Raw genomic sequence first — 21003 nt, forward strand, 5'->3', positions numbered from 1 at the left:
AAATTACAAAAAGGAAGAGAGTCCACTATGCAATATTCTGATAGTATTTTAAAAACCCCGTCATCATTCATCCGCAATATTTTAAAGGTAACGGATGCGTACGACGTCATTTCATTTGCGGGAGGCTTGCCAAATCCAATTTCATTTCCAATTGATGAGTTAAAACAGTCGGTAAATGATGCGATTGAAGCGAATGGTGCAAAGGTATTCCAATATTCTACGACACAAGGCTATTTGCCGCTACGTCAGTATATTGCAGACAAGCTTAATAATAAGCAATCGAATTTAAATTATACAGCAGATGATGTCCTTATTACGACAGGATCCCAGCAAGCATTGGAGCTAATTTCCAAAGTTTTGCTGAACAAAGGGGACGGCGTTGTTATTGAAGAGCCAGGCTATTTAGGCGCGATCCAGGCTTTTACATTACGTGAACCAAGTTTCTACGGTGTCACACTGGAAACAGAAGGGCTGAATGTTGAACAGTTTAAGGATGCTCTAAAACAGCCAAATGTGAAAATGGTATATACAGTACCAAATTTCCAAAATCCTACTGGGTTAACGTATACGAAAGAGCGCCGTGAAGAAGTGTTTGAGGCAGTAAAAGGTCAAGATGTCATTTTTATCGAGGACGATCCATATGGCGAACTTCGTTTTACTGGTGAACACTTGCCGTATATCGCAGCAGGGAAGATGACGAACAGTGTCGTATTAGGTTCGTTTTCAAAAACGGTTACACCAGGTATGCGCCTAGGTTATATTTTAACGAAAAACCATGAACTACTAAATCATGTCGAAACAGCGAAGCAGGCAACGGATTTACATACTAATATTTTTGCACAATATATTTTGCATCAGTATTTAACGAATAATGAATATGAAGCGCATGTTGAAAAAATTATAGCGCTATACAAAACTCAAGCAGATGCAATGCTGGCGGCAATAGAAAAATATTTCCCACCATATGTGAAATATACAAAACCTGAAGGCGGTATGTTCGTGTGGGTCACACTTCCGGAAGGAGTAAATGCGCTTGATAAGTTTACGGAGGCGATGGAGAAAAAAGTAGCATTCGTGCCGGGAAATCCATTTTACACGGATAAAGAATCAGTTAACACACTACGCTTGAACTATACAAATGCAACACCGGAAACGATCGAAGAGGGTATTAAACGTTTAGCAGAAATATTATAAGAAAATGTGGAGGAGCTATTGCTCGGAAAAATTCGAGTGATAGCTTTTCTTATTCTGTGTATTTATACAATGATAAAAGGATATGTGAACTTAAGAAACCGTTGCACCATTTCACCTTTTTCCACTAACACCGTTCCTCTATCGTTAATTTGCAAAAAGTAAGGGAAATAATTACATACACTCGCAATAGTTACATACAGCTTATCCCTTCAAAGTACAAATAAATCAGAAGTGCCGTTATCATGAACAAAAATTACGGAGTTAAAAGAGATGTCGGATTATAATGGATTTCCTGGGAAATAGGGTATACGATACATTGATTTACACTATATAATTTCAATTTGCGACATTTCACCGTCGATATGATGCCTTTATCAACTTTCTTCATTAAATGTACTCTTGAAAGTGGTTGAATGGTTGCCAAGCACACAGTTACCGCAAATAGCAGAACTTTCACAAGTAGGAGGGGGACCTTCCGGAGTTAATAAGTACATTTATCATCATCGCGATTTGGGCAGTAATAGCTGTTTATCAAATCGATTATATTATTCAAGAAACGAACGAAACATGAATAGGTGTAAAAAATAGAAATAGCCGTGCCGAAAGTTAATCTCCGGCACGGCTATTTTTTTCATCATTATGAAACTATAAAAAGAAGCATACCCGATAGAGTATGCTTCTTGCAACTAACTATGTGAACTTAATTCGTTAGAATTAAAGTTTTGTTACGTTAGTAGCTTGTGGGCCACGGTTGCCTTCTTCAACGTCGAATTCAACTTTTTGACCTTCGTCTAAAGTTTTGAAACCTTCGCCTTGGATAGCTGAGAAGTGTACGAATACATCGTTACCGCCTTCAACTTCGATGAAACCGAAACCTTTTTCTGAGTTAAACCATTTTACTGTACCTTGTTGCATGAGAGAAAACCTCCAAAAAATTAATTAATTGAATTGCTAAATGTATAAAAAATTCACACATTAAAAAAGGGAGCGTACACGTTCACTTTTTTAATATGTGAATTGATCGTAAACAGCTTAAGCAATTTAATTAAGTTTATTGTATAACAACATTATCCAAATGTCTACTAAAAATTCTCGAAATACAGTAGAGAATTTTGATTTTTCGTACAAATGAAGGGATAGTATGAGTTGAATATACCGATTTAATAGTGCTTTTATATTGTTTAAAAGGAATAATAAGTAAAAATTTATGTATTTAATAATTTTTTTACCTTTTATTAAAAAATATTCGTTATCAACTACCCAAAATCATTTTTGAATAATTTGTTGCTTAAAACTAATATACCCGTCCTTTCAAATGCTAAACATCATATTATATTCTTATACAAATTTATTGTGACATTCAATTCAAAAACGGACGTAAAGCAAATACGTCTAGGTACTATTGATGTATGGTATAGTTGGTTCAAAGAGTTACGAAAGGATTGTTTACAATGGTTAAAAGCTTAGTACTAGCAGAGAAACCTTCAGTTGCACGGGATATTGCGAATGTGCTGAAGTGTCATAAAAAAGGTAATGGATTTTTAGAAGGAGACAAATATATCGTCACATGGGCTTTAGGACATTTAGTAACGCTGGCAGATCCGGAAAGCTACGACGAGAAATATAAGAAGTGGGATTTAGCAGATTTACCGATGCTGCCCGAACGTCTGAAACTAACAACAATCAAGCAGACAAGCAAACAGTACAATGCCGTAAAATCACAGCTTACACGTAATGATGTTAATGAAATTATCATTGCAACAGATTGTGATGTATCTCTATAAAAAGTCAATGTACATAAATGTTGATTATCTATGTGTTTCAATAAATATAGCTATATCACCAAATTTCAAATTGTACATAATTAATATTATATTATGTACAATAAATTTCTATTTCATAATATCACCAGAAAAACTAAAAAGAGTCCTATACAGCAATATTTAGTAACGATATAATCTGAATTGTACATGAATTTTAAAAAAATAAATAAATGTACCTATTCTATATAAATAATTTTACAACCTTAAAAAAGTAAAATTTACTAAAATCGGGAGTGATAAAATGGAAGAAATCAATTCTAAGGTTATCTCTTTTATAAATTTAAAAGGGGGAGTAGGTAAAACATCTACTGCAATAAATATTGCTGATGATTTATCAAGAGAAGGATACAATGTTTTAGTAATAGATATGGACCCACAGTTTAATGCTACTCAAGCACTACTTAACCATCAATATAGATATCATAAGAAAATAATAAATCCAGACATATTAAAAGATGTTATAGCTGAATTAATTGAAAAATTTGAAGAAACTGAGGTTGCAGCAACGACAATTCAAGACGAAGTAGCTTCGGATGATTTGAGTCAAGATGAAAATTATAAAAAAGAAATATCAGCTCAGTTAATATATAATAAATTAAAATCAAAAGGAATGACTGTAAGATCATTATTCACTAATGAGGGCATAGTGGAGCCTTTAGAAAATCCAAATCTAATTTATAATATTAAGGAAAATCTAGATTTAATTCCAGGTGATTTAGATTTATTTGAATCATTATATGGTGATACAAGTGGAAAGCATAATGTATTAGATGATCATTTTGAAACATACAATTTTAGGAGTATATATCATTACATAATAATCGATTGCCCGCCTAACTGGACAATTTTAACTCAAGCAAGCTTATTTGCTTCAGACTACTATGTAATTCCAAGTAAGGTAGATTTATTTTCTAGTGTAGGAATTGGTTTGTTAGAAAATTTAGTTAACACTACTTTTTATGAGAAAAGATCAGGTATTTATAAAATGTATTCAATGTACAGACGAGATCTAATGCGTGATCCTATTAAATCATTGGGAGTTTTATTCACTTTAACTCACGAAATGCCTATAGCAAGTAAGCTTAAAGAACGGCTTCAAAAAACTATACCTCAATCATTTTTTGATACAGAGGTTCCTTATCATTCATCTGTACCATTAAAATTCTCATTATATGATGAAAGTGGTTCTAAACATGATGCTTTAAAGAATTCGATTTCAAGAGTTGTACATGAAATAACAAAGAAAGTAGAGACAATAGAAGCAGCAAAGGAGGGGTAATTAATTTATGAACAGTACTGAAGTTAAGGAAAAATTTATAAAAGAATTTAGTGTAATAAATAAAAATAAGTTCACCCTTCAACAAACTAAAAGTTTATATTTAGGATTACTTTATCAATTAATTTCAAATAAAACGATCTTTAAAAAAAACAAGGAATTAGAAGGATTTCTAAAACATATATTTAATAAAGAGTATGGTGATTATCTTTTTAAAGCTAGACCTTATTTAGCATCTAGATTACTTAAAGATATTTCTATAGAATATGATAATTTAGAAATATCAGCTTCAATAAAATCTATCATGGAATATTTAAATGATAAAAATATGACAGAAGATATTAAAACAAAGCCACAAAATAATAGTAGTATGGAAGACGAGGTAATTGGTTGGTTCAATACTGTTAGTAAAGGAAATAAAAAATCTTGAGAACATTAAACGATATATTTCATAGTGAGTTTGAAAAACTTATAAATTTAAAAGATGTGAAAGAAGAATTTATATCGAGTAATCATAGTGAAGTAAAAAAAGTATTTGGTTGTATTTTTATAATAAATTTTTTTAAAAATAGGGCCGAAACAAAAAGGTATTTTAACTCTGATTTTAACATGACATTTTCATTACTTTTAGAATCATCGTATGCTTTATTATCTGGTCAATGTAGAAGTTCTTTGTTATTACTAAGATCTGCACAAGAAGCAAATTATAAATACGTTTTAGAGTGTGAACGAAGGATTATGAAAGAACACGATTCTTCATTAACTTTCGAGCACTTAGACTATAGATTTAATGAAACGCAGAAAAAATTCCTTGAAGATATAGGATCTTTTGTAGATAAGAAGCAATTTAATGAGTATTATAAATCTATTGAGAGAAACCTAACTTATTATAAAAAATTAAGCGGGATAGTACATTCAGGTTCTGCTAATATGCCTGTAATGAGTGTTGAATATTTTTCGAATCTTTATCAAGACACTATAATTAAAAAGGATGAGTTTTTTAATTTATTTCTTTGTGTATTAAATGAAATATTCCTGTTAAATTTCTTTTTGATGAGAGATAGTTTAAAGCATTGGGATTATTATGTATTATATAATACCTTAAGAATTTCATTTGGTGATAAAAGAGCAAAAACACTTATTAAAATAGTCAAAGGTACTAAATAATTATTTAATCAAAGGTAAGGGGGCAAGAAGACAGCCTTACCTTTGATTATAAATTATTTTAAATTAATCAAACTTCATGCCTTTTAATAAATCAGCAAAAGCATTATTAATCGGCTCGGCCTCTTTTTCCTGCTGCTTTATATACTTCTGCACACTTCGCTTATCTACTTTTCCGCCGCCTTCTTTTTTACGACGAGCTTCAAATGCAGATAACTTTTCTCGGTGACCACATTTACATACAAAGATTTGGCCATCGCCTTCACCACGTAATTCAAGCTTTTTCTTGCATTGCGGGCAGCGTGCATTTGTGACACGTGACACGTTTTTCTTATGACCACATTCACGATCTTGGCACACAAGCATTTTGCCTTTCTTACCGTTTACCTCAAGCATTGGTTTACCGCAGTCAGGGCATGATTTTGTTGAAATATTATCGTGCTTGTATTTTTTGTTACTTGCTTTAATTTCAGCAACAATTTTTTGCGTATGCTGCTTCATTTCATTGATAAATACTTCTTTCTTTAATTTACCTTTTGCGATTAATTCAAGCTTTTGTTCCCATTCGGCAGTAGTTGCTGGTGATCGTAATTGTTCAGGTACTAAATCTAAAAGTTGACGACCTTTAGATGTAATATAAATGTCTTTACCACCACGTTGTTCAATCATAAATGAGTTGAATAGCTTATCAATAATATCTGCACGAGTTGCTACTGTTCCTAAACCACCCGTTGATTTTAATGTATCAGCTAATTGTTTATCGTTTGTTTGAAGATATTTTGTTGGGTTTTCCATTGCAGAAAGTAACGATGCTTCGTTAAATCGTGCAGGTGGTTTTGTTTGACCTGATGTTTGAGCAATTAAACGTACTTGCAATGTTGCACCATTTTCGATTTTAGGGAAAACTTGCTCTTTTAAATCATCGTTTGATTCGTCATCATCGAAGCGATTTTCATATACTTCTTTCCAACCAGCAGTAATTATTGTTTTGCCTTTTGCCGCAAAGTTTTCATCACCGATTTTTGCACGTAATGTTAATTGTTCGAATTCATGCGCTGGATATAGAACAGCTAAGAAACGTTTGACAACTAAATCATAAATTTTACGTTCCTTATCGGTAAAGTTTCCTAAGTTCACATATTCTTCAGTCGGTATAATCGCATGATGATCCGACACTTTAGAATCGTCTACAAACGCTTTAGAAGCTTTAATTGGCTTTGCTAGCACTTTGTTAGCTAAAGAGCGATATTCACCAATTGCGCATGCTTTTAAGCGCTCCGGGAGTGTGTTAACAATATCACTTGAAATAAATCTTGAATCTGTCCGTGGATAGGTCAGAACTTTGTGTTGTTCATAAAGCTTTTGCATGATGTTTAAAGTTTCTTTTGCCGAATAGCCAAAGATTTTGTTTGCATCACGTTGTAGCTCCGTTAAATCATAAAGACCTGGTGCGAATGTTTTTTTAGGTTTGCGTTCAATTTGAACAACTTTAGCGTTGTCATTACTAATTTTTTTTACAATAGCATCGATTTTTTCTTTTTCAAAGCTACGTGAAATACCTTTTGCATCTTGCCAAGTAAGTTTTAAATTATCGTTTGTTTGTACCTCAATACCGTAATAAGTTTGAGGTTTGAAGTTTTTAATTTCATCTTCACGTGCAGCTACCATTGCAACTACAGGTGTTTGCACACGACCACAGTTTAATTGTGCATTGAAACGTGTTGTAAGGGCACGTGTCGCATTTAAACCGATATACCAGTCAGCCTCACTACGAGCTACAGCAGCTTGATATAAGTTGTCATAGTTTTTACCTGGCTTTAGATTAGCAAAGCCATCTTTAATTGCTTTATCTGTGACAGAAGAAATCCATAAACGTTTAATCGGCTTTTTGATGTTGGCTTTTTCAATAATCCAACGTGCCACTAATTCGCCTTCTCTCCCCGCATCTGTAGCCACGATAATTTCGCTTACATCACTACGAGTTAATTGAGATTTCACTGCATTATATTGTTTGCCTGTTTGCTTCATTACAACTAATTTCATGCGTTCTGGAAGCATTGGTAGATCTTCTAAATTCCAAGTTTTATACTTCACGTCATACGCTTCTGGATCTGCCAATGTTACAAGGTGTCCCAAAGCCCATGTAACGATATATTTGTCGCCTTCTAAAAAACCATTACCTTTTTTCAGACATTTCAATACGTTTGCAATGTCACGTGCAACGGATGGTTTTTCGGCAATTACTAAGCTTTTTACCATTTTTTTATACTCCTTTACCTACATCTGTAATATTAAATATACCACAAGTAAAGGGTTAAATTAATTTCGCTACTCCTACTTAGAAGACAAAATGGTCATGGCTTGTTTTAAAATCGCAACTTCCTTTTTTAATCTTTCATTTTCCTTAGACATTTCAAGATTTATTTGTTGTTTCGTAGTCTCCGATTTACCATAAATTTTAATCCAACTATAAATTGCGGTATTAGAAATCTTATGTGCATTCGACAAATCTGCAACAGAATGTCCACTTAAATGTAAATTTACAATTTTTCTTTTAAAATCATCTTCGTATTTTTTATAAGTCATTTTAATAGGCTCCCATTGAATTTTAGATTTGTATAATATTGTATCACCAGTTAGTTTTGATGACTATAGTCGGTCGAATGAGGTGTCACATTTCTTAGTTAATAAACTAAGAGGTGATGACGTGGAAATTTCAAAAGCATTTTGAGTCGTTTTGCGTAAGCATAGGAAGGCAGCTAATTTATCACAAGAGCAGTTAGCTTTGCAATGCGAATTGGATAGAACTTATATTGGGATGTTAGAGAGAGCAGAGAGACAGCCTAGTCTGAATACGATTTTTATAATATGCGACGTACTAAATATACAACCAAACATTATTGTTAAAGAAGTTGAATTAATGTTAGAAAAAAATAACCGTCATCTTGAATAAACTATGTGGACGGTTATTTTTATAAAATAGAAGTAGCTTTTTAATAAAGTTCGATTAAAAATAAGTTGCAAACGCTGATTTTATGCAGAGAGAAACCAACTGTTTTGATACAAAGATTGATTAAAACAGTTGGTTTTTATAAAAAAGTTTGATTATTTCGGAGTGCGATATTCAATTAAAGCGCCCGATTGTTGAATATCGTTACTTATCATACTGTTCTCTATAACTAGCGTAAGTACGTACTGTAAAAAACAAAGGAGTATATTTTGTTAACGGGTTCGGTTGATGGGGAGAAAAGTGCAATTAACCACGTAAATAACAGGTTAATCAGCGTATATTTCAACAGCTACACTAACACTATAATTGACAATAAAAAACGCTCAGTTTCTGAGCGTTTTTTGCTGTATTTTATTAGCTAATTTAAATTTCATCTACCCGATGGGAAGTGAGGAATTACCTGGAGGAAGTTATTCCAAATAAAAACCAGTTGAATATTCAATCCCATCTTCACCTCTGTATTTTCTTGGTGCAACTTTATTTAAAGTATAACTAAATTTTGGATTTCCCTTCACTTTAATCGTATAAGTGTCTTTGTTCTTTAATACACTGTATTTTTTATATTCTCCAGGGATTAGTTCCGTTTCAGTGATTGTAAAATGCTTGTTGAAATCTTCTTTGGTAGAACCAATAATACGAGGAGGGTGCATAAATGAATTTTTTATTACGAGCGTCCCATCAATAGAATAGATCGCGTATTGCGTAGCACTGGTTTTGCTTGTTTGTTCTAGATAAAATCCTTCCCATTCCGATGTAACATTATTGTTCTTTTGCAGAAAAGTAAATACCAAAATTAAAATCAATATTATCCCACCAAGCAATATAACCAATGTTTTTTTCGACATTCTCATCCCTCTTTCTTTTTTTAAAATATTTTTACTTATCAGTTATACGAGTTTCAAAGCAAAAAAGACTCATAAAATAGTAATAGGTTTGGTTGATGGGGAAATGCACCCGAACGCTAATACTTTTTTCAGAATTGTTCAATTTTACCATATGATTATTTTAACATAAATTTCCTATCCCCCTTTTAGAAGAAAGAATTCAGTTTGATATTATGCGAACAATTAACACCCGTTTTGACATAGAGTTTAACAAGACCGCATAAATTTATGTGGTCTCTCCAAGTTGTATGTGAATTTTTGTGCTAATTAAGGTGTTAAATCATTAGGGATTCTGATATAACAACAAAAATAAGGACACCAATTTATATATGAATTGGTGTCCCAAATATGCTGCTATTTAATGTTTTCTCCCCATCAACCGAACCCGTTAATATTTTGTAATGACTTTTATTTTTTGGACCGTAGTATCTGCCACTATAACGGTTATAGCACTTCTTTATATTATTAGACTTTCAATGCAAAGAAAAAATAACATAGATTTTTCTAATCATTTCTTTGTAGCGGTTAGCATTTTTATAATAGCTGGAATTTTTACAGGGATACAAGTATTCGAATTATCTATGAAGTGGACAAATAATACTCTAACTGTAGAAGGTGCTTGCACAATTGAAAGTACATCTAAAAGTACTTCCATCTATTTTGAAGATAAAAATTTAAATTTAACAACTTCTATGTGGTCTGATAATAAAGATGGAAAATACGATAATTGCAAGGCAACTTATTATTCAATTACAAAGGAAATTATTGAAATTCAATATAAAAGTAAATTAGATGATTAATCTCATACAAAATAAATTCATTTAAAACATTAACTGAATTGTTTTATGTGACTTTATTATAAATCGACCGTATTTTATGATCCGGTTCACCTTACTTAAAAAATATTGCTCCACAATCTGGCCTTTTAACGGAAATACACGATCTTCTTATTGAAGAATCGCGCCCGATTGCTGAAGATCACTTAGCTTCTATTAGCAGGTTAGTTTAGCAAGAAAGGCAAATCATTTTTCACCAACATAATTTAGTTAACAATCGTCCATTTTATATTTTTTATATGCTAATGGTGTCATGTTCATCGACTTTCGAAATTTCTCAATAAAATAGCTTGTACTATTAAAGCCTACTTGATAGGCAACTTCAGTAACATTGGATTCTACCTGTTGCAATAGAATTAAACTTTTTTGGATTCTATAATCGGTTACATAACTCAACGGTGTTTTCTTTAAAATTCGCTTGAAGTATCGACAGCATTCGGAACGACTCAACCCACCAGCTCTTGCAATATCCTCTAACATGACTTTCTCAGTATAATTTAGCTGTATCCAACTTAACATTTGCTTCATTCGCTGACTTTTTAACATTTCCGCTTGGACGTATTCTGGGTGGAAACCATTAAAGATTAAGTTTTTCCAAATTATCGTTAGTTGCATGGTTATATCAATTTCAAAGTACTGCGGTTTTCGCTCAATCAACTGTTTGATTTTTATTATGGCATCTAAAATATTTTTCCCCCAAAAGTCATTTGCATCTACAAAAACATATGATAAATTAGTTGCTTGAATATAAGGAGTTACATAGGTTGTATAGAGTTCTTGGGACAAAACGAAATGAGGGGACACATTTAAACAAATATAGACACAGCCCGATTGTTTCATTTCCTCCACCATATGCAAGCACCCACTATTTATAAAAATACCGTTTCCTTCTCGTACCACTATTTTATCTTCATTTATTTGAAAAATGGCTTCCCCTTTTATAATCAGAACAAATTGAATCTCTTCATGCCAATGGAGTGGAATATAGCCATATATATTTTCCTTAATCACTGTTTCGTAACATGCAATCGGTAATTCAGCTGTACGATGTTGGGTCAGCTCTTTTAAACTTCGATTAACCATAAAATTTTTAATCTGCATATAACCACCTCAATATACTGATATTTTTTCATACAATATAAGTATAATTAAAACATTTTTTTATCTATTATAATACTATTATTATATTAAAGGTGGAAAATCAATTATGAATAGACCAAATAGAAGAACAGGATTATTTTTTGTCATAATGGGAGCGATATTTTGGGGTATTGGTGGTACAGTAGCTCAAAAGCTCTTTCAACAATACGCAATTGATGTAAATTGGCTGGTAACGACACGATTGCTCATTGCTGGTTTTTTACTCTTAACAGTTCATTTTTTTGGAAAGGACCGTTCTCAAGTTTTTGGTGTTTGGAAAGATAGAAGAATAGCTGTTCAACTGATTATTTTCGGCATACTTGGCATGCTCGCTGTTCAATACACATATATGGCATCCATTAATCATGGAAATGCAGCTGTTGCGACATTATTACAATACTTAGCACCTGTAATGATTATCATCTACTTAATTTTACGTAAGCAAGCTGCATTAACACGACAAGATTTGTTAACTGTTTCACTTGCTTTAGGTGGTTGCTTTTTCTTATTAACAAACGGTTCACTCTCGGGCCTATCTGTACCGACACCCGCAATCGTTTGGGGTGTGTTATCTGGAGTAGCATTAGCGTTTTACACTTTATATGCAGTTCCTCTCCTTGAGCAATACGGTTCCCTTGTCATTGTTGGATGGGCTATGATTATAGGAGGTTTTGCCTTAAGTTTTATCCATCCACCTTGGCAAATGGACTTTACAAGCTTAACAGTAGAAGCCTATGTATACTTAGTATTCGTTACAATATTCGGTACAATGATTGCGTTTTGGTTTTATATAGAAAGTTTACAAAGTCTTTCCCCAAAAGAAACAAGCCTTTTAGGTAGTTTAGAACCACTAGCAGCTGTTCTAACAACAGTTTTTTGGTTAAATGAGCCTTTTGAATTTTTTCAATGGGTTGGTACAGCATGTATCATAGGGATGATATTATTGCTAGCTTTGAATAAAAAATCATCTTCAAATATTAAGCATCCTTAAAAAATAAAAAGCCTTTCAGAATTAGCTAATTATATTTAGTAATTCTGTGGGGCTTTTTAATCTAACCAAATTTTTTAAGTAATCTGCTGGCCATTTAAAGAAAACGAGTAGCTGATAGATATTACAGACACGAGATCCATTGTGGAATACTTAATAACTGCGATTACTTCTCTTAAGTGTAATTAAAAATCGTCGCTATGTTTGCAAAAACATTGCAAATTTACGTGTGATTTCTGTATGCTAACTAATTTAACAAGTTTCCAAGCCTCTTTTGGAAACATTTATTGTTATTCAACAATATGGCCCTATAATTGAATAAAGCACTTTTCTTAATTCAAGAAAAGCTCCCGATTGTGGAATAACTAGGAGTATTAAATCTATGCGTTCACAAAGTTAAGTACAAGAAAATACCCAAACGTCGCTTGGGTAACTTATCAACTATCAAAATAACACATTCAAACAGAAACTATATAAAATCATTTGAAAATGGTAATATATAGAATGTATATTGTTTGGGAGGCGTAACAATGAAATTAAATATGATTTTAAGTGTTGTATCTATTTTTATCTTGCTAACCTTAAGTGCCTGTTCACAAGGTGAAGAAGAATATAATTTTTTCGGAACAAATGATAACTGGGTGGTGAAGTACAAAACCGAAATAAGTGAAGGTCGTACATGGGATGATATTTCATTTGAATATATTGGAGAAGAAACTGCACCAGAAATATTTGGATATAACTTAAAAAGTACATGGTTGGAATTAACAAGAAAAGAAGAGCGATTCAATCATCCAGATAAAAATATTAATTCTGGAAATCTTGAATGTACCGGTCCTCCAGTTAACGCAGAACCTTGTGCAAGAATTACTGAAGATGATAAAACAATGGAAGCAAAAATAGAGTGGAACAACAATTCTGAAGTTATTGTATTGACTAAAAAATAAAACAGATTGTAATTATGGTTGTAAACTAATTAACTTTGTATAATGTAAATAAATTTGCATCAATAAACGTTCCCAAATTAAAAGATTGATAACATTTCAAACAGCGACAAGCACTGTTAAATCAGTGTTCGTCGCTGTTTTTATTAAAAAATATATGAGACGTTGTGGAAAATATTTTTTAAGAATTAAATATCTTAAAACTAATAAAATCCATATATGGTATTATTGAGTTTGTTTTAAATAGAGCTAAATGAGGTGGGAATGTTGAAAAAATATTTTTACGTAAGTATTTTACTAGGAGCATTTGCTTTATCAGGCTGCACTGATAATAAAGAAGTAACAGAAGAATCGCTTGCTGAGCAATCAAAAGCAAATAACAACGTGGTTAATACTGAAAAAACAAAAGAAGTTGCGCCGATTCCTTTAAATTTATCGCAAGAGCAAAAAGAAGAATATTATCAAAATTATGTAGCTATAATAGAAAAAGTAAATGCAATAAGCGAAGAAGATTTCACGTTGGAATTGGAGCCTATCACAGATTTCCTCAATGAAGATTGGATTGAAGTAGACCAGTTTGAAAAGCTAGCAAAAGAGCGAGCGAATGCATCAATTATTGTTTTAGACAATAATGAACGTTATAATCCGATTTCAGTACCAAAAACAGTAAAGTTACAATTAGGCTCAAAAGAAGCAAGCATTATTTTTGAAGGTTCTTTTGATACGCAATTAAACAAAAATTCATCCAAGGGAAGACAGTTATTTTCAGCTTTTAACAGTATTTCTTCGAAAACTTTAGACACTAGTGGAAGTTGGACCCAGCTAGGCTATAATGAGTCTTTAAGTGATGGAGATACTATATATAAAATTGTTGTTGGAGGAAAATACTCACAAAGTGGTATTGTTTCTTCCCATAACATAGAAATTGAATTTCATTGTAATAAAAATGGTGGAATCAGTTAGAAATTCTAAGAATTAATTTTCAGAAACTAATCAAACTCTGAATTGAGGTGGTTTCTAAGTATGAATAACAAAAATTGGAGGATTCTTTTTTCAATATACATATATTAGTGCTAAATTTTATAGTGATTAAGTTCAATGGAAACATACAAGATGTTATAAATATTATACAATCGAATATGGAGAGCAGGGAACAAGGGGGATTAAGTGCCGGAACCTTTAGATAAAAGTATTTTTGATTATGTGAACTTTAATTCAAGAAAGGTGACCATTTCTTCACCAGTAATTCACCATGAAGTCACACAGAGTAATAAGGATGTGAATAGCAGTAATAGAGAAATCATCCCTCATTCATTAGTTATTCACCCCCAATTCACACAGAATGAAGTATCCATGCTAATGGAAATGCTTTATGAATGAGTACATGAGCGTATAAAAGGACTTCCACAAAGCGATAAGACCCTAAGGACGATTGTAATTGATAAAGGGATTGGTGACCGTTTAGACACCTATTGTAAATCTGAACGAGTAACAAATCCGACATATTACATATAGATATAATGGACTTTTTAAATAAAGTAAGAATCATTAACCTTTGAAGAAAAGGGGGCTACGTTCATGAAGAAAAAAGAACAGGAACAATTAAACACACTATTCCAAGCTCGTAAAGATCAAAACAATTGGCAAACCCAAGAAGAATTACAGAAACAAGCGCTCCATCGTCTGGATGCCCGTGTACAGTTTTTAAAAAATACGCAAAAAAAGAACAACTCACCGGAAAATTAATACGGTGAGTTGATAAGAATAAAAAAGAGCAGTAATTGCTACTCTTTTTTTCACATTATTTTAAAAAATATAATACTATACTAATAATAAATAAAATTATGCCTAATAATTTAGCAAACTTATCAATCATATTTTTCCTACGTGTATAACCCACATAAGCTAAAAAAGCCGTAGAAATTGCAAAAACAACCCAAGTTAATAGGTAACGAAGGGATACCTCTATATCTGCACTACTTCCCTTGTACTTTCTTTTCCATTTACATATCGTAGAACCGCTGCTAATTTATCTTCTGCACTCATTTTAGCGATAGAAAAACGGCACCTCCTTGTTAGATGTGTCTAACAAATGGGGTGCAGTTCAGATCTTCATATTGAAGAAACGCGCCCTATTGTTGAAGATTGATTGTGTCTCCAAACTTTTATTTGAAAACGTTATTGAGATTAAAATTCATTTAGTATTTATAAATATGAGTTGTTATTCTTCAGGTTCACTAAATGGATACACATACATATCGATATCAATACATGCATTGATATCGGAAGCAAATTTACTAAATTCAGGGTAGATCACTAAACCAGGTGTAAAACCATCTATCATTGTTATCACTAATGCAACGTTTACATTCAAATTCAATGCTTTTTTTATACGGTTAATTGAATCTGTTTTTTCCTGGAAAACATTTAAAATATGAAGTAAAACATCATCTATATCCAGTGTTTCTAATGTTTCAGATTCATATTGCCACGATGTAAACGAACGTGTACGTACATCATTTATTCTTTCACCCATTCGTAATATTCTTGTTGGTTTTACACCTAACATCTCTGTTACTACTTCTACAGGAAAATCATCAACATCTTCCTTACCAGTAAAACTAATGTATGCATATAAACTTGTTTTATCCATGCAGCCCTCCAAAGGTCTTTATACTTATACAAGTGATTATAACGTAAGGATAAATGTAACCAAAGATTACATAAAAAACTTTTGCTCCACAATCTGGCCCTTTAACGGAAAAACGCGATCTTCTTTTTGAAGAATCGCGCCCGATTGTGGAATAGCGAATGCCATTACAAGGTTACGGATCAGCAATATTCCCAAACGACACTTTGGTAACAAAACAGCCCGTTCATTAGAATGGGCTGTTTGCTTTTAGCTACTTTTGAATTGTATGTAAACAAGTGTAGCTTATGGTACATTTTTTCAACTAACACAGCAGGAGAATAAGGAATTATTGTAACCCAACAGGACAAACTAAACCTAAATATAATTGGGGTGATAAAATGAAATTGGATAAACGTATCCCACTTCTAATGGTTTTATTAAGTCTATTAACTTGTGGGTTGTATTATTATGGAACAGTAAATGCAAATTCGAATGATATTCAGCCTTCTTTTGAGGAAAAGTTCACTGAAGTTGGATATAAATCTGTAAAAGCTGCGATTAAAGAATTTGAAAATCATTTTAACTGTGAAGTAACGCTACCTGAAATGTTACCTTCTATTTCTTTCACACATGAATTCGGAAGATTTTTAGAAGATAAGAACTATAATTTAAACGATTCCCTTGAAATAAGGTTTGTTAACAAAGATTTAAGTGATAATATTTATAAAATTGATATTCGTCCTTTAAATAACAAATTGGACTTCAAAAATAAACTGAACTTAAATGGTAAAGAATATACACTTCAAGATGGTACCAAAGCCATTTACTTTGAAGATCAACTATTTAACTTTTTTGTCTTTGAAAAAAATAATTTGCAGTATATGCTTGGAATTTATAATAAAGTAGCTAACGAAGAAACGCTTGAAACATTCGTTTTAATAGCTAACTCATTTTAATAACTAATTTGGGACATTTAGTGCAACAAGGATTAATAAAGCATACAGAAGTCAACCTCATAATGTTTCCAACTGCAAGCTTGGGAACGTTCGATTCAGCAGCTAAGACACAGTCTTGGTTGCTTTTTACTTTAATTAGGTTGCCAAACGTCGCAAGGTAGTTTAGGCAAGAGCTTTTAATTCTTTTTAAAAAAACAATGGCATACCTTAAAAAAGGGAGGTGTTGTTATAAAAAAGGGAAAATTAGTGTAATTAGCTTGGTCTCACTAGTGTTGGTAGTAGTGTCCTTATTTTTATATATACAGGTTTCTGGCAAGGAAAAAGAAGGTACGAATAGGGGTTCTCAGTTATCCGAAGAGGAAAGACATGAATTAAAGAGTTTGATGTGGCAGATAAAAAGTAACTTAAATGGCGAAAATTATGGGGTTGTTTTAGACCATGCTGTTTTGCCTAACGGAAACATTGAAATAATCGTGAAATTAGGAAGTAACAAGATTGATAAAAAGACCAAAGAAGATATACAACAAATAGCAACTGACGTTATTAAACAAAATGATTTTGATTCTGATTTATTTCAATTTAACATAAAAAGTTTTTATAACTCCGAAAAAGAAGGGAATCATATTTCAAAAAGGCTAAGTTACAATGATTTAATGGGAGACATCATGCTAAGTTTAAATGAATTAGGCTATGATGTTGCCGTACAGGGGGACGTATCTTCAGACAAAAACGTTATAATATCATTAGTATTACCACACGATAAGTTCGATGAAAACACCAAAAAAGAAGTACAACAGTTTGCAACTGACGTTATTAAAAAATATAATTTTGAAACTGAAATATTTCAATTTAACATAACAAGTTACTATAATTCTTAAGTGCAACAAGTACTAATAATGTATACAAAACAAACTGAATAAACGTTCCCAAATGCAAAGCTTGGGAACGTTCGATTAAGCTGCTAATATAAAATGTTAGCTGCTTGTTATTTAATTAGATTCCCAAACGACGCTTTGGGAACTATCCGTACTTCAAGTGTTGCCCCAGTTTAGTTAAACAGATTGAAATCGTACAATCTTTTACTTTTTCTTTATGAAAATTTGCAAATGTGGTGGAAGTTCAAATGTTTCCATGTGCTTAAAATTTTTAAGCTTAATTTCATTTGGAGCTATTGAAAATGTTAGTTGGTCTCTACCTACTGGGTTATGTGCACCCAAAACTGGAGTGACTTCGAGGGTTACTGAAAACTGAAAAGCGTCATCAATTCTTTCCGTATTTAAAATTTTTATTTGATACGGATACACCAAAGGACTTTCCGTAAGATAATCGGAATAGTAATTAGAAACTGCTTCTTCGATGTTTGGTAATAGTAGTAAAAAAAACATGTCCATTATGCGTTCTTCTTTAGATTCTTTAACAGGCTGATAATAATCTGATTCAGCATAAGTTAATGTTGTTGATATTAGAAATAGCAGTAAAAAAGAAGGAGTTATAATTTTTTTCTTCACTTTTCCACTTCCTTTTTAATGTTTATTTTGTACATAAAAGATTTACTTATGTCAGTCAAATATTTCAATGCAATATGTATTAATTAAAATCAAAGTTTGTATAATTAATACAGCTTATAATAAAATAACGTTCCCAAACGCAAGTTTGGGCATACAACACAAAGGCACGAATGTTGTTAAATCAACATTTGTGCCTTTTCCCTTAAATGATTAATTATACAGTTCTCTATACATATGGCATAAACGGTTGAAGTACTAGGGTTTATACTAGCGGAGCTTGATTATAAATTTGCATAAAAACTAGAATAGCATTTCTTTTAGTTTGCAGCTTTTAGTATGATTTTAAAAATCTAAATTAAATTTATTATTTAACTTTTTTATTAAATCATTTTCTTCACCATCTTTAATTAAATTTTCTTTTAAATTCGCATTATAAATTTTTAAAGGTTCAGTAATATTTAATATCTCATTTGGACTTTGAGGTAAAGGAATAATTTTCGCTTTAACATTAGCTGCTTGTAACTTTTCCGAACACCCATATAAATGCGGAAAATAACTTTCTGCAACAATTTGATTATAAAGCACTTCAAAATGTACTTTTTGTTCAGCGGATTGCTTTAATTTTTCTTTAGTAGTATCAAGTTCAGTTTGAAGTTTTGTTACATTCGCTTTAAGTGCTTCAACTTGTTTTGCGTCATTGTATAAGTCATTTATAATGTTAAGTAGTTTTGCAATTTCATTTTTTAATTCAATTGTATTGTCACCATAGTTTTCAAATAATTCGTCTACAGTTGCAATTGTAATAATGCCACCTTCTTTGAGTGAAGGTACATGTACAGGTGCGTTCAATTGATTAATAAAACCTTTCATTCGTCGGCTCCATGTATTTCGTCCAATACCAGTTTCCTTTTCTAGCTGTAAAGCAGTGAGTTTGGCATTAGGTAATTTATATTTTACTTCTAAAGCGATTTTCTGTAGCTGCTCATCTGTCCATTGCTGTGGTTTCCCTCGTTTAATTTCGTACATTTATTTCTCCTTCAATCTGAGCATTAACGCTTGATTTTAGCTCTATAAAATGCTGTAGCTTACGTGCAGCGGTATTACGCTCTACTGTATTTAAATCGTTACCGTATCTTTGTGGTAACGAAATTAAACTTTCTAATAGCCCCAATGCTTCATCAATCTTTTTATCTAATTCTTCAGATTGATAAGCTAACCACTTAAACGCTTGTTCACTTTCATTTACGCTTGGTGCAAAAATGTATTTAGGACAAAATTCGCAAAATTCAATACAAGTATTTGGGAAATTTTCTTTTAGTTCTGAACAAAAACCGTATTGTATTTGACCTACGTGATTATCATTTAAATTCTTTTTCTCTAAATAAGATTTATGAACTAAATATTTTTTCCAACCAATGATAGCGGTGTTCATTCTATGACTGATATCACTTTCAAGTTTCAATTGAGTTAATTTGTACACATAAGATTGTACAAAAGATTGTGCGTGGCTAAAATATCCCTGTGTAATTCTTAGTTCTGTATGACCTGCTAGAGTAGCGATGTTATGCATGCTAAAACCTTGTAAACACATATTTATAATTGCAAAGTGACGGGTATCAGCAGCTTTAACGCGTTCTAAATTATATCTTTCATATTTTCTCTCAACGATTTCCTTATAAAATCTATCCTTTAAATCATTGAAATCCCTTAAGTTTAGTACCGAATTTTTCTTAGCGCCACTATTTTTTGCATTAATATTAAAAATACCTGAAGGGAACAAGTATTCAGTATCAGGGAAAAAACTATTTACTTGATCTTTTGCAGACATTAAAAATTTATAAGTAGCCTCATCAATTGCAACTAAATCATAGTTAATAAAATTATTGAGTTCACTATTTAGATTCTTAATTCGAGGTACAGAAATATGAAACTTTTGATTTTTTTCATCCTTAATTAAACAATCTTTTTTTAACTTTAAAAATTCACTTGGCCGCATAGGTAAAATGTTTGTGAGTAACCACCAAATTAGAATAGGTAGGTAAGTAATGTTTTCTTTAATATCACTGTTTTTGAAGTAATGATTTATAATGTCATCTAACTCTAAAACATCTTGGAAGTTTGGGAGTTTTCTAACTAATTTTTTATAATTAGGCATACTCTCACATAAATCTAAGATTTCTTGATAATTCTCGCATCTATAGAAATCGATAAATATTTTAGTGACCATAATTAAGTGATTCCCTAGGTATTTATAGTTGTTTAAACTTTCTACGAAAAATTCTTTTAGTTTCTCAACAGTTTGAAATCCGTTAGAGTACAAAATCACTTTTCTTAAAGAAGCTAATTCATCATATACAGTTTTAGCAGCTTTACCAGATGAAATTCTGAGTAATGTATAAAACTTTAAATGTAAATTGATTTTTTGAAAACTAATTAAATTAAATTTCATATGCATATCTAATTGAGATAGAGGATCGAAAATATACCAAATAGGGTCTTCAAAAGAACAATTACGAATTTTATTAACTTCAAATAAATAATCGAAAATTTTTTGATAATCTTTTAGGGTGAGGTCATTTTGATAAACTTGGCTAATTGATTCTAGTTTTGTGAATTCAGATTCATTTAATATTTTTCTTATTTCCATT

22 protein-coding genes and 1 pseudogene are annotated in these 21003 nt (G+C 31.7%); 14 read left to right on the top strand and 9 right to left on the bottom strand.

Going from position 1 to position 21003, the window contains the following annotated elements:
* Nucleotides 1-27: 27 nt before the first annotated feature.
* A complete protein-coding gene (locus MHH44_RS03000; protein ID WP_340797753.1) occupies nucleotides 28-1194 on the top strand; it encodes an aminotransferase-like domain-containing protein in 1167 nt (388 codons plus the stop codon).
* Between the two features lie 714 nt (nucleotides 1195-1908).
* Here MHH44_RS03000 and MHH44_RS03010 read toward each other — a convergent pair.
* Nucleotides 1909-2109, bottom strand: a complete 201-nt coding sequence (locus MHH44_RS03010; protein WP_008404655.1) for a cold-shock protein — start codon at nucleotides 2107-2109, stop codon at nucleotides 1909-1911.
* Between the two features lie 536 nt (nucleotides 2110-2645).
* Between MHH44_RS03010 and MHH44_RS03015 the strand changes: the two are divergent.
* The 4 genes and pseudogenes from MHH44_RS03015 to MHH44_RS03030 all read left to right on the top strand — a co-directional run.
* Nucleotides 2646-2960: pseudogene (locus tag MHH44_RS03015) on the top strand (toprim domain-containing protein); the annotation flags it as partial.
* A 298-nt stretch (nucleotides 2961-3258) separates the two neighbouring features.
* Nucleotides 3259-4296, top strand: coding sequence for a ParA family protein (locus tag MHH44_RS03020; protein WP_340797754.1), 1038 nt, complete (start codon nucleotides 3259-3261; stop codon nucleotides 4294-4296).
* 7 nt (nucleotides 4297-4303) lie between these two features.
* Entirely contained in the window at nucleotides 4304-4723 is a 420-nt protein-coding gene (locus MHH44_RS03025) for a hypothetical protein (protein ID WP_340797755.1), read from the top strand.
* Nucleotides 4720-5460, top strand: coding sequence for a hypothetical protein (locus MHH44_RS03030; protein WP_340797756.1), 741 nt, complete (start codon nucleotides 4720-4722; stop codon nucleotides 5458-5460). The genes MHH44_RS03025 and MHH44_RS03030 overlap by 4 nt, the downstream gene beginning before the upstream one ends.
* Before the next feature lie 63 nt (nucleotides 5461-5523).
* Here the strand turns inward: MHH44_RS03030 and MHH44_RS03035 are convergent, their stop codons facing one another.
* Both MHH44_RS03035 and MHH44_RS03040 read right to left on the bottom strand, forming a co-directional pair.
* Nucleotides 5524-7716: a DNA topoisomerase III gene (locus MHH44_RS03035; RefSeq protein ID WP_340797757.1), complete on the bottom strand. Its 2193-nt coding sequence runs from the start codon at nucleotides 7714-7716 to the stop codon at nucleotides 5524-5526.
* 75 nt (nucleotides 7717-7791) lie between these two features.
* A complete protein-coding gene (locus tag MHH44_RS03040) occupies nucleotides 7792-8043 on the bottom strand; it encodes a transposase (protein WP_340797758.1) in 252 nt (83 codons plus the stop codon).
* 151 nt (nucleotides 8044-8194) lie between these two features.
* Here MHH44_RS03040 and MHH44_RS03045 point away from each other — a divergent pair, with 151 nt between their 5' ends.
* The gene (locus tag MHH44_RS03045) at nucleotides 8195-8410 is read left to right on the top strand and encodes a helix-turn-helix domain-containing protein (protein WP_340797759.1); all 216 of its coding nucleotides are present in this window, start codon (nucleotides 8195-8197) and stop codon (nucleotides 8408-8410) included.
* A gap of 467 nt (nucleotides 8411-8877) precedes the next feature.
* Here MHH44_RS03045 and MHH44_RS03050 read toward each other — a convergent pair whose 3' ends face one another.
* Entirely contained in the window at nucleotides 8878-9312 is a 435-nt protein-coding gene (locus tag MHH44_RS03050) for a hypothetical protein (RefSeq protein ID WP_340797760.1), read from the bottom strand.
* Nucleotides 9313-9827: 515 nt separating this feature from the next.
* On the opposite strand from MHH44_RS03050, the gene MHH44_RS03055 reads away from it, so the two are divergent.
* The gene (locus tag MHH44_RS03055) at nucleotides 9828-10151 is read left to right on the top strand and encodes a hypothetical protein (RefSeq protein ID WP_340797761.1); all 324 of its coding nucleotides are present in this window, start codon (nucleotides 9828-9830) and stop codon (nucleotides 10149-10151) included.
* 246 nt (nucleotides 10152-10397) lie between these two features.
* Here MHH44_RS03055 and MHH44_RS03060 read toward each other — a convergent pair whose 3' ends face one another.
* Nucleotides 10398-11288, bottom strand: a complete 891-nt coding sequence (locus tag MHH44_RS03060) for an AraC family transcriptional regulator (RefSeq protein ID WP_340797762.1) — start codon at nucleotides 11286-11288, stop codon at nucleotides 10398-10400.
* 106 nt (nucleotides 11289-11394) lie between these two features.
* Between MHH44_RS03060 and MHH44_RS03065 the strand changes: the two genes are divergently transcribed.
* From MHH44_RS03065 to MHH44_RS03085, 5 genes are all read left to right on the top strand, one after another.
* Nucleotides 11395-12318 carry a DMT family transporter gene (locus tag MHH44_RS03065; protein ID WP_340797763.1) on the top strand — a complete coding sequence of 308 codons (924 nt, stop codon included), beginning with the start codon at nucleotides 11395-11397 and terminating at the stop codon, nucleotides 12316-12318.
* A gap of 527 nt (nucleotides 12319-12845) precedes the next feature.
* Complete coding sequence (locus tag MHH44_RS03070) at nucleotides 12846-13262, top strand: hypothetical protein (protein WP_340797764.1); 417 nt, start codon at nucleotides 12846-12848, stop codon at nucleotides 13260-13262.
* A gap of 264 nt (nucleotides 13263-13526) precedes the next feature.
* Complete coding sequence (locus tag MHH44_RS03075) at nucleotides 13527-14222, top strand: hypothetical protein (protein WP_340797766.1); 696 nt, start codon at nucleotides 13527-13529, stop codon at nucleotides 14220-14222.
* A 204-nt stretch (nucleotides 14223-14426) separates the two neighbouring features.
* Nucleotides 14427-14639, top strand: coding sequence for a hypothetical protein (locus MHH44_RS03080; protein WP_340797767.1), 213 nt, complete (start codon nucleotides 14427-14429; stop codon nucleotides 14637-14639).
* Nucleotides 14640-14837: 198 nt separating this feature from the next.
* On the top strand, nucleotides 14838-15005 hold the full coding sequence (locus MHH44_RS03085; RefSeq protein ID WP_340797768.1) for a hypothetical protein: 168 nt from the start codon (nucleotides 14838-14840) through the stop codon (nucleotides 15003-15005).
* Between the two features lie 475 nt (nucleotides 15006-15480).
* Here MHH44_RS03085 and MHH44_RS03090 read toward each other — a convergent pair whose 3' ends face one another.
* Nucleotides 15481-15912: a DUF4279 domain-containing protein gene (locus tag MHH44_RS03090; protein ID WP_340797769.1), complete on the bottom strand. Its 432-nt coding sequence runs from the start codon at nucleotides 15910-15912 to the stop codon at nucleotides 15481-15483.
* Between the two features lie 377 nt (nucleotides 15913-16289).
* On the opposite strand from MHH44_RS03090, the gene MHH44_RS03095 reads away from it, so the two are divergent.
* Together MHH44_RS03095 and MHH44_RS03100 are read left to right on the top strand one after the other, a co-directional pair.
* Entirely contained in the window at nucleotides 16290-16847 is a 558-nt protein-coding gene (locus MHH44_RS03095; protein ID WP_340797770.1) for a carbon monoxide dehydrogenase, read from the top strand.
* Nucleotides 16848-17128: 281 nt separating this feature from the next.
* Nucleotides 17129-17725: a hypothetical protein gene (locus tag MHH44_RS03100; protein ID WP_340797771.1), complete on the top strand. Its 597-nt coding sequence runs from the start codon at nucleotides 17129-17131 to the stop codon at nucleotides 17723-17725.
* A gap of 201 nt (nucleotides 17726-17926) precedes the next feature.
* Here MHH44_RS03100 and MHH44_RS03105 read toward each other — a convergent pair whose 3' ends face one another.
* The 3 genes from MHH44_RS03105 to MHH44_RS03115 all read right to left on the bottom strand — a co-directional run bounded on the left by MHH44_RS03105 (nucleotide 17927) and on the right by MHH44_RS03115 (nucleotide 21002).
* Nucleotides 17927-18355, bottom strand: coding sequence for a DUF3888 domain-containing protein (locus MHH44_RS03105; RefSeq protein WP_340797772.1), 429 nt, complete (start codon nucleotides 18353-18355; stop codon nucleotides 17927-17929).
* A gap of 342 nt (nucleotides 18356-18697) precedes the next feature.
* Nucleotides 18698-19381 carry a hypothetical protein gene (locus tag MHH44_RS03110; RefSeq protein ID WP_340797773.1) on the bottom strand — a complete coding sequence of 228 codons (684 nt, stop codon included), beginning with the start codon at nucleotides 19379-19381 and terminating at the stop codon, nucleotides 18698-18700.
* Entirely contained in the window at nucleotides 19368-21002 is a 1635-nt protein-coding gene (locus MHH44_RS03115; RefSeq protein WP_340797774.1) for a tyrosine-type recombinase/integrase, read from the bottom strand. The genes MHH44_RS03110 and MHH44_RS03115 overlap by 14 nt, the downstream gene beginning before the upstream one ends.
* Between the last annotated feature and the right edge of the window lies 1 nt (nucleotide 21003).

Origin of the sequence: Solibacillus sp. FSL K6-1126, from assembly GCF_038003445.1 — a bacterium.
GTDB lineage: Bacteria > Bacillota > Bacilli > Bacillales_A > Planococcaceae > Solibacillus > Solibacillus silvestris.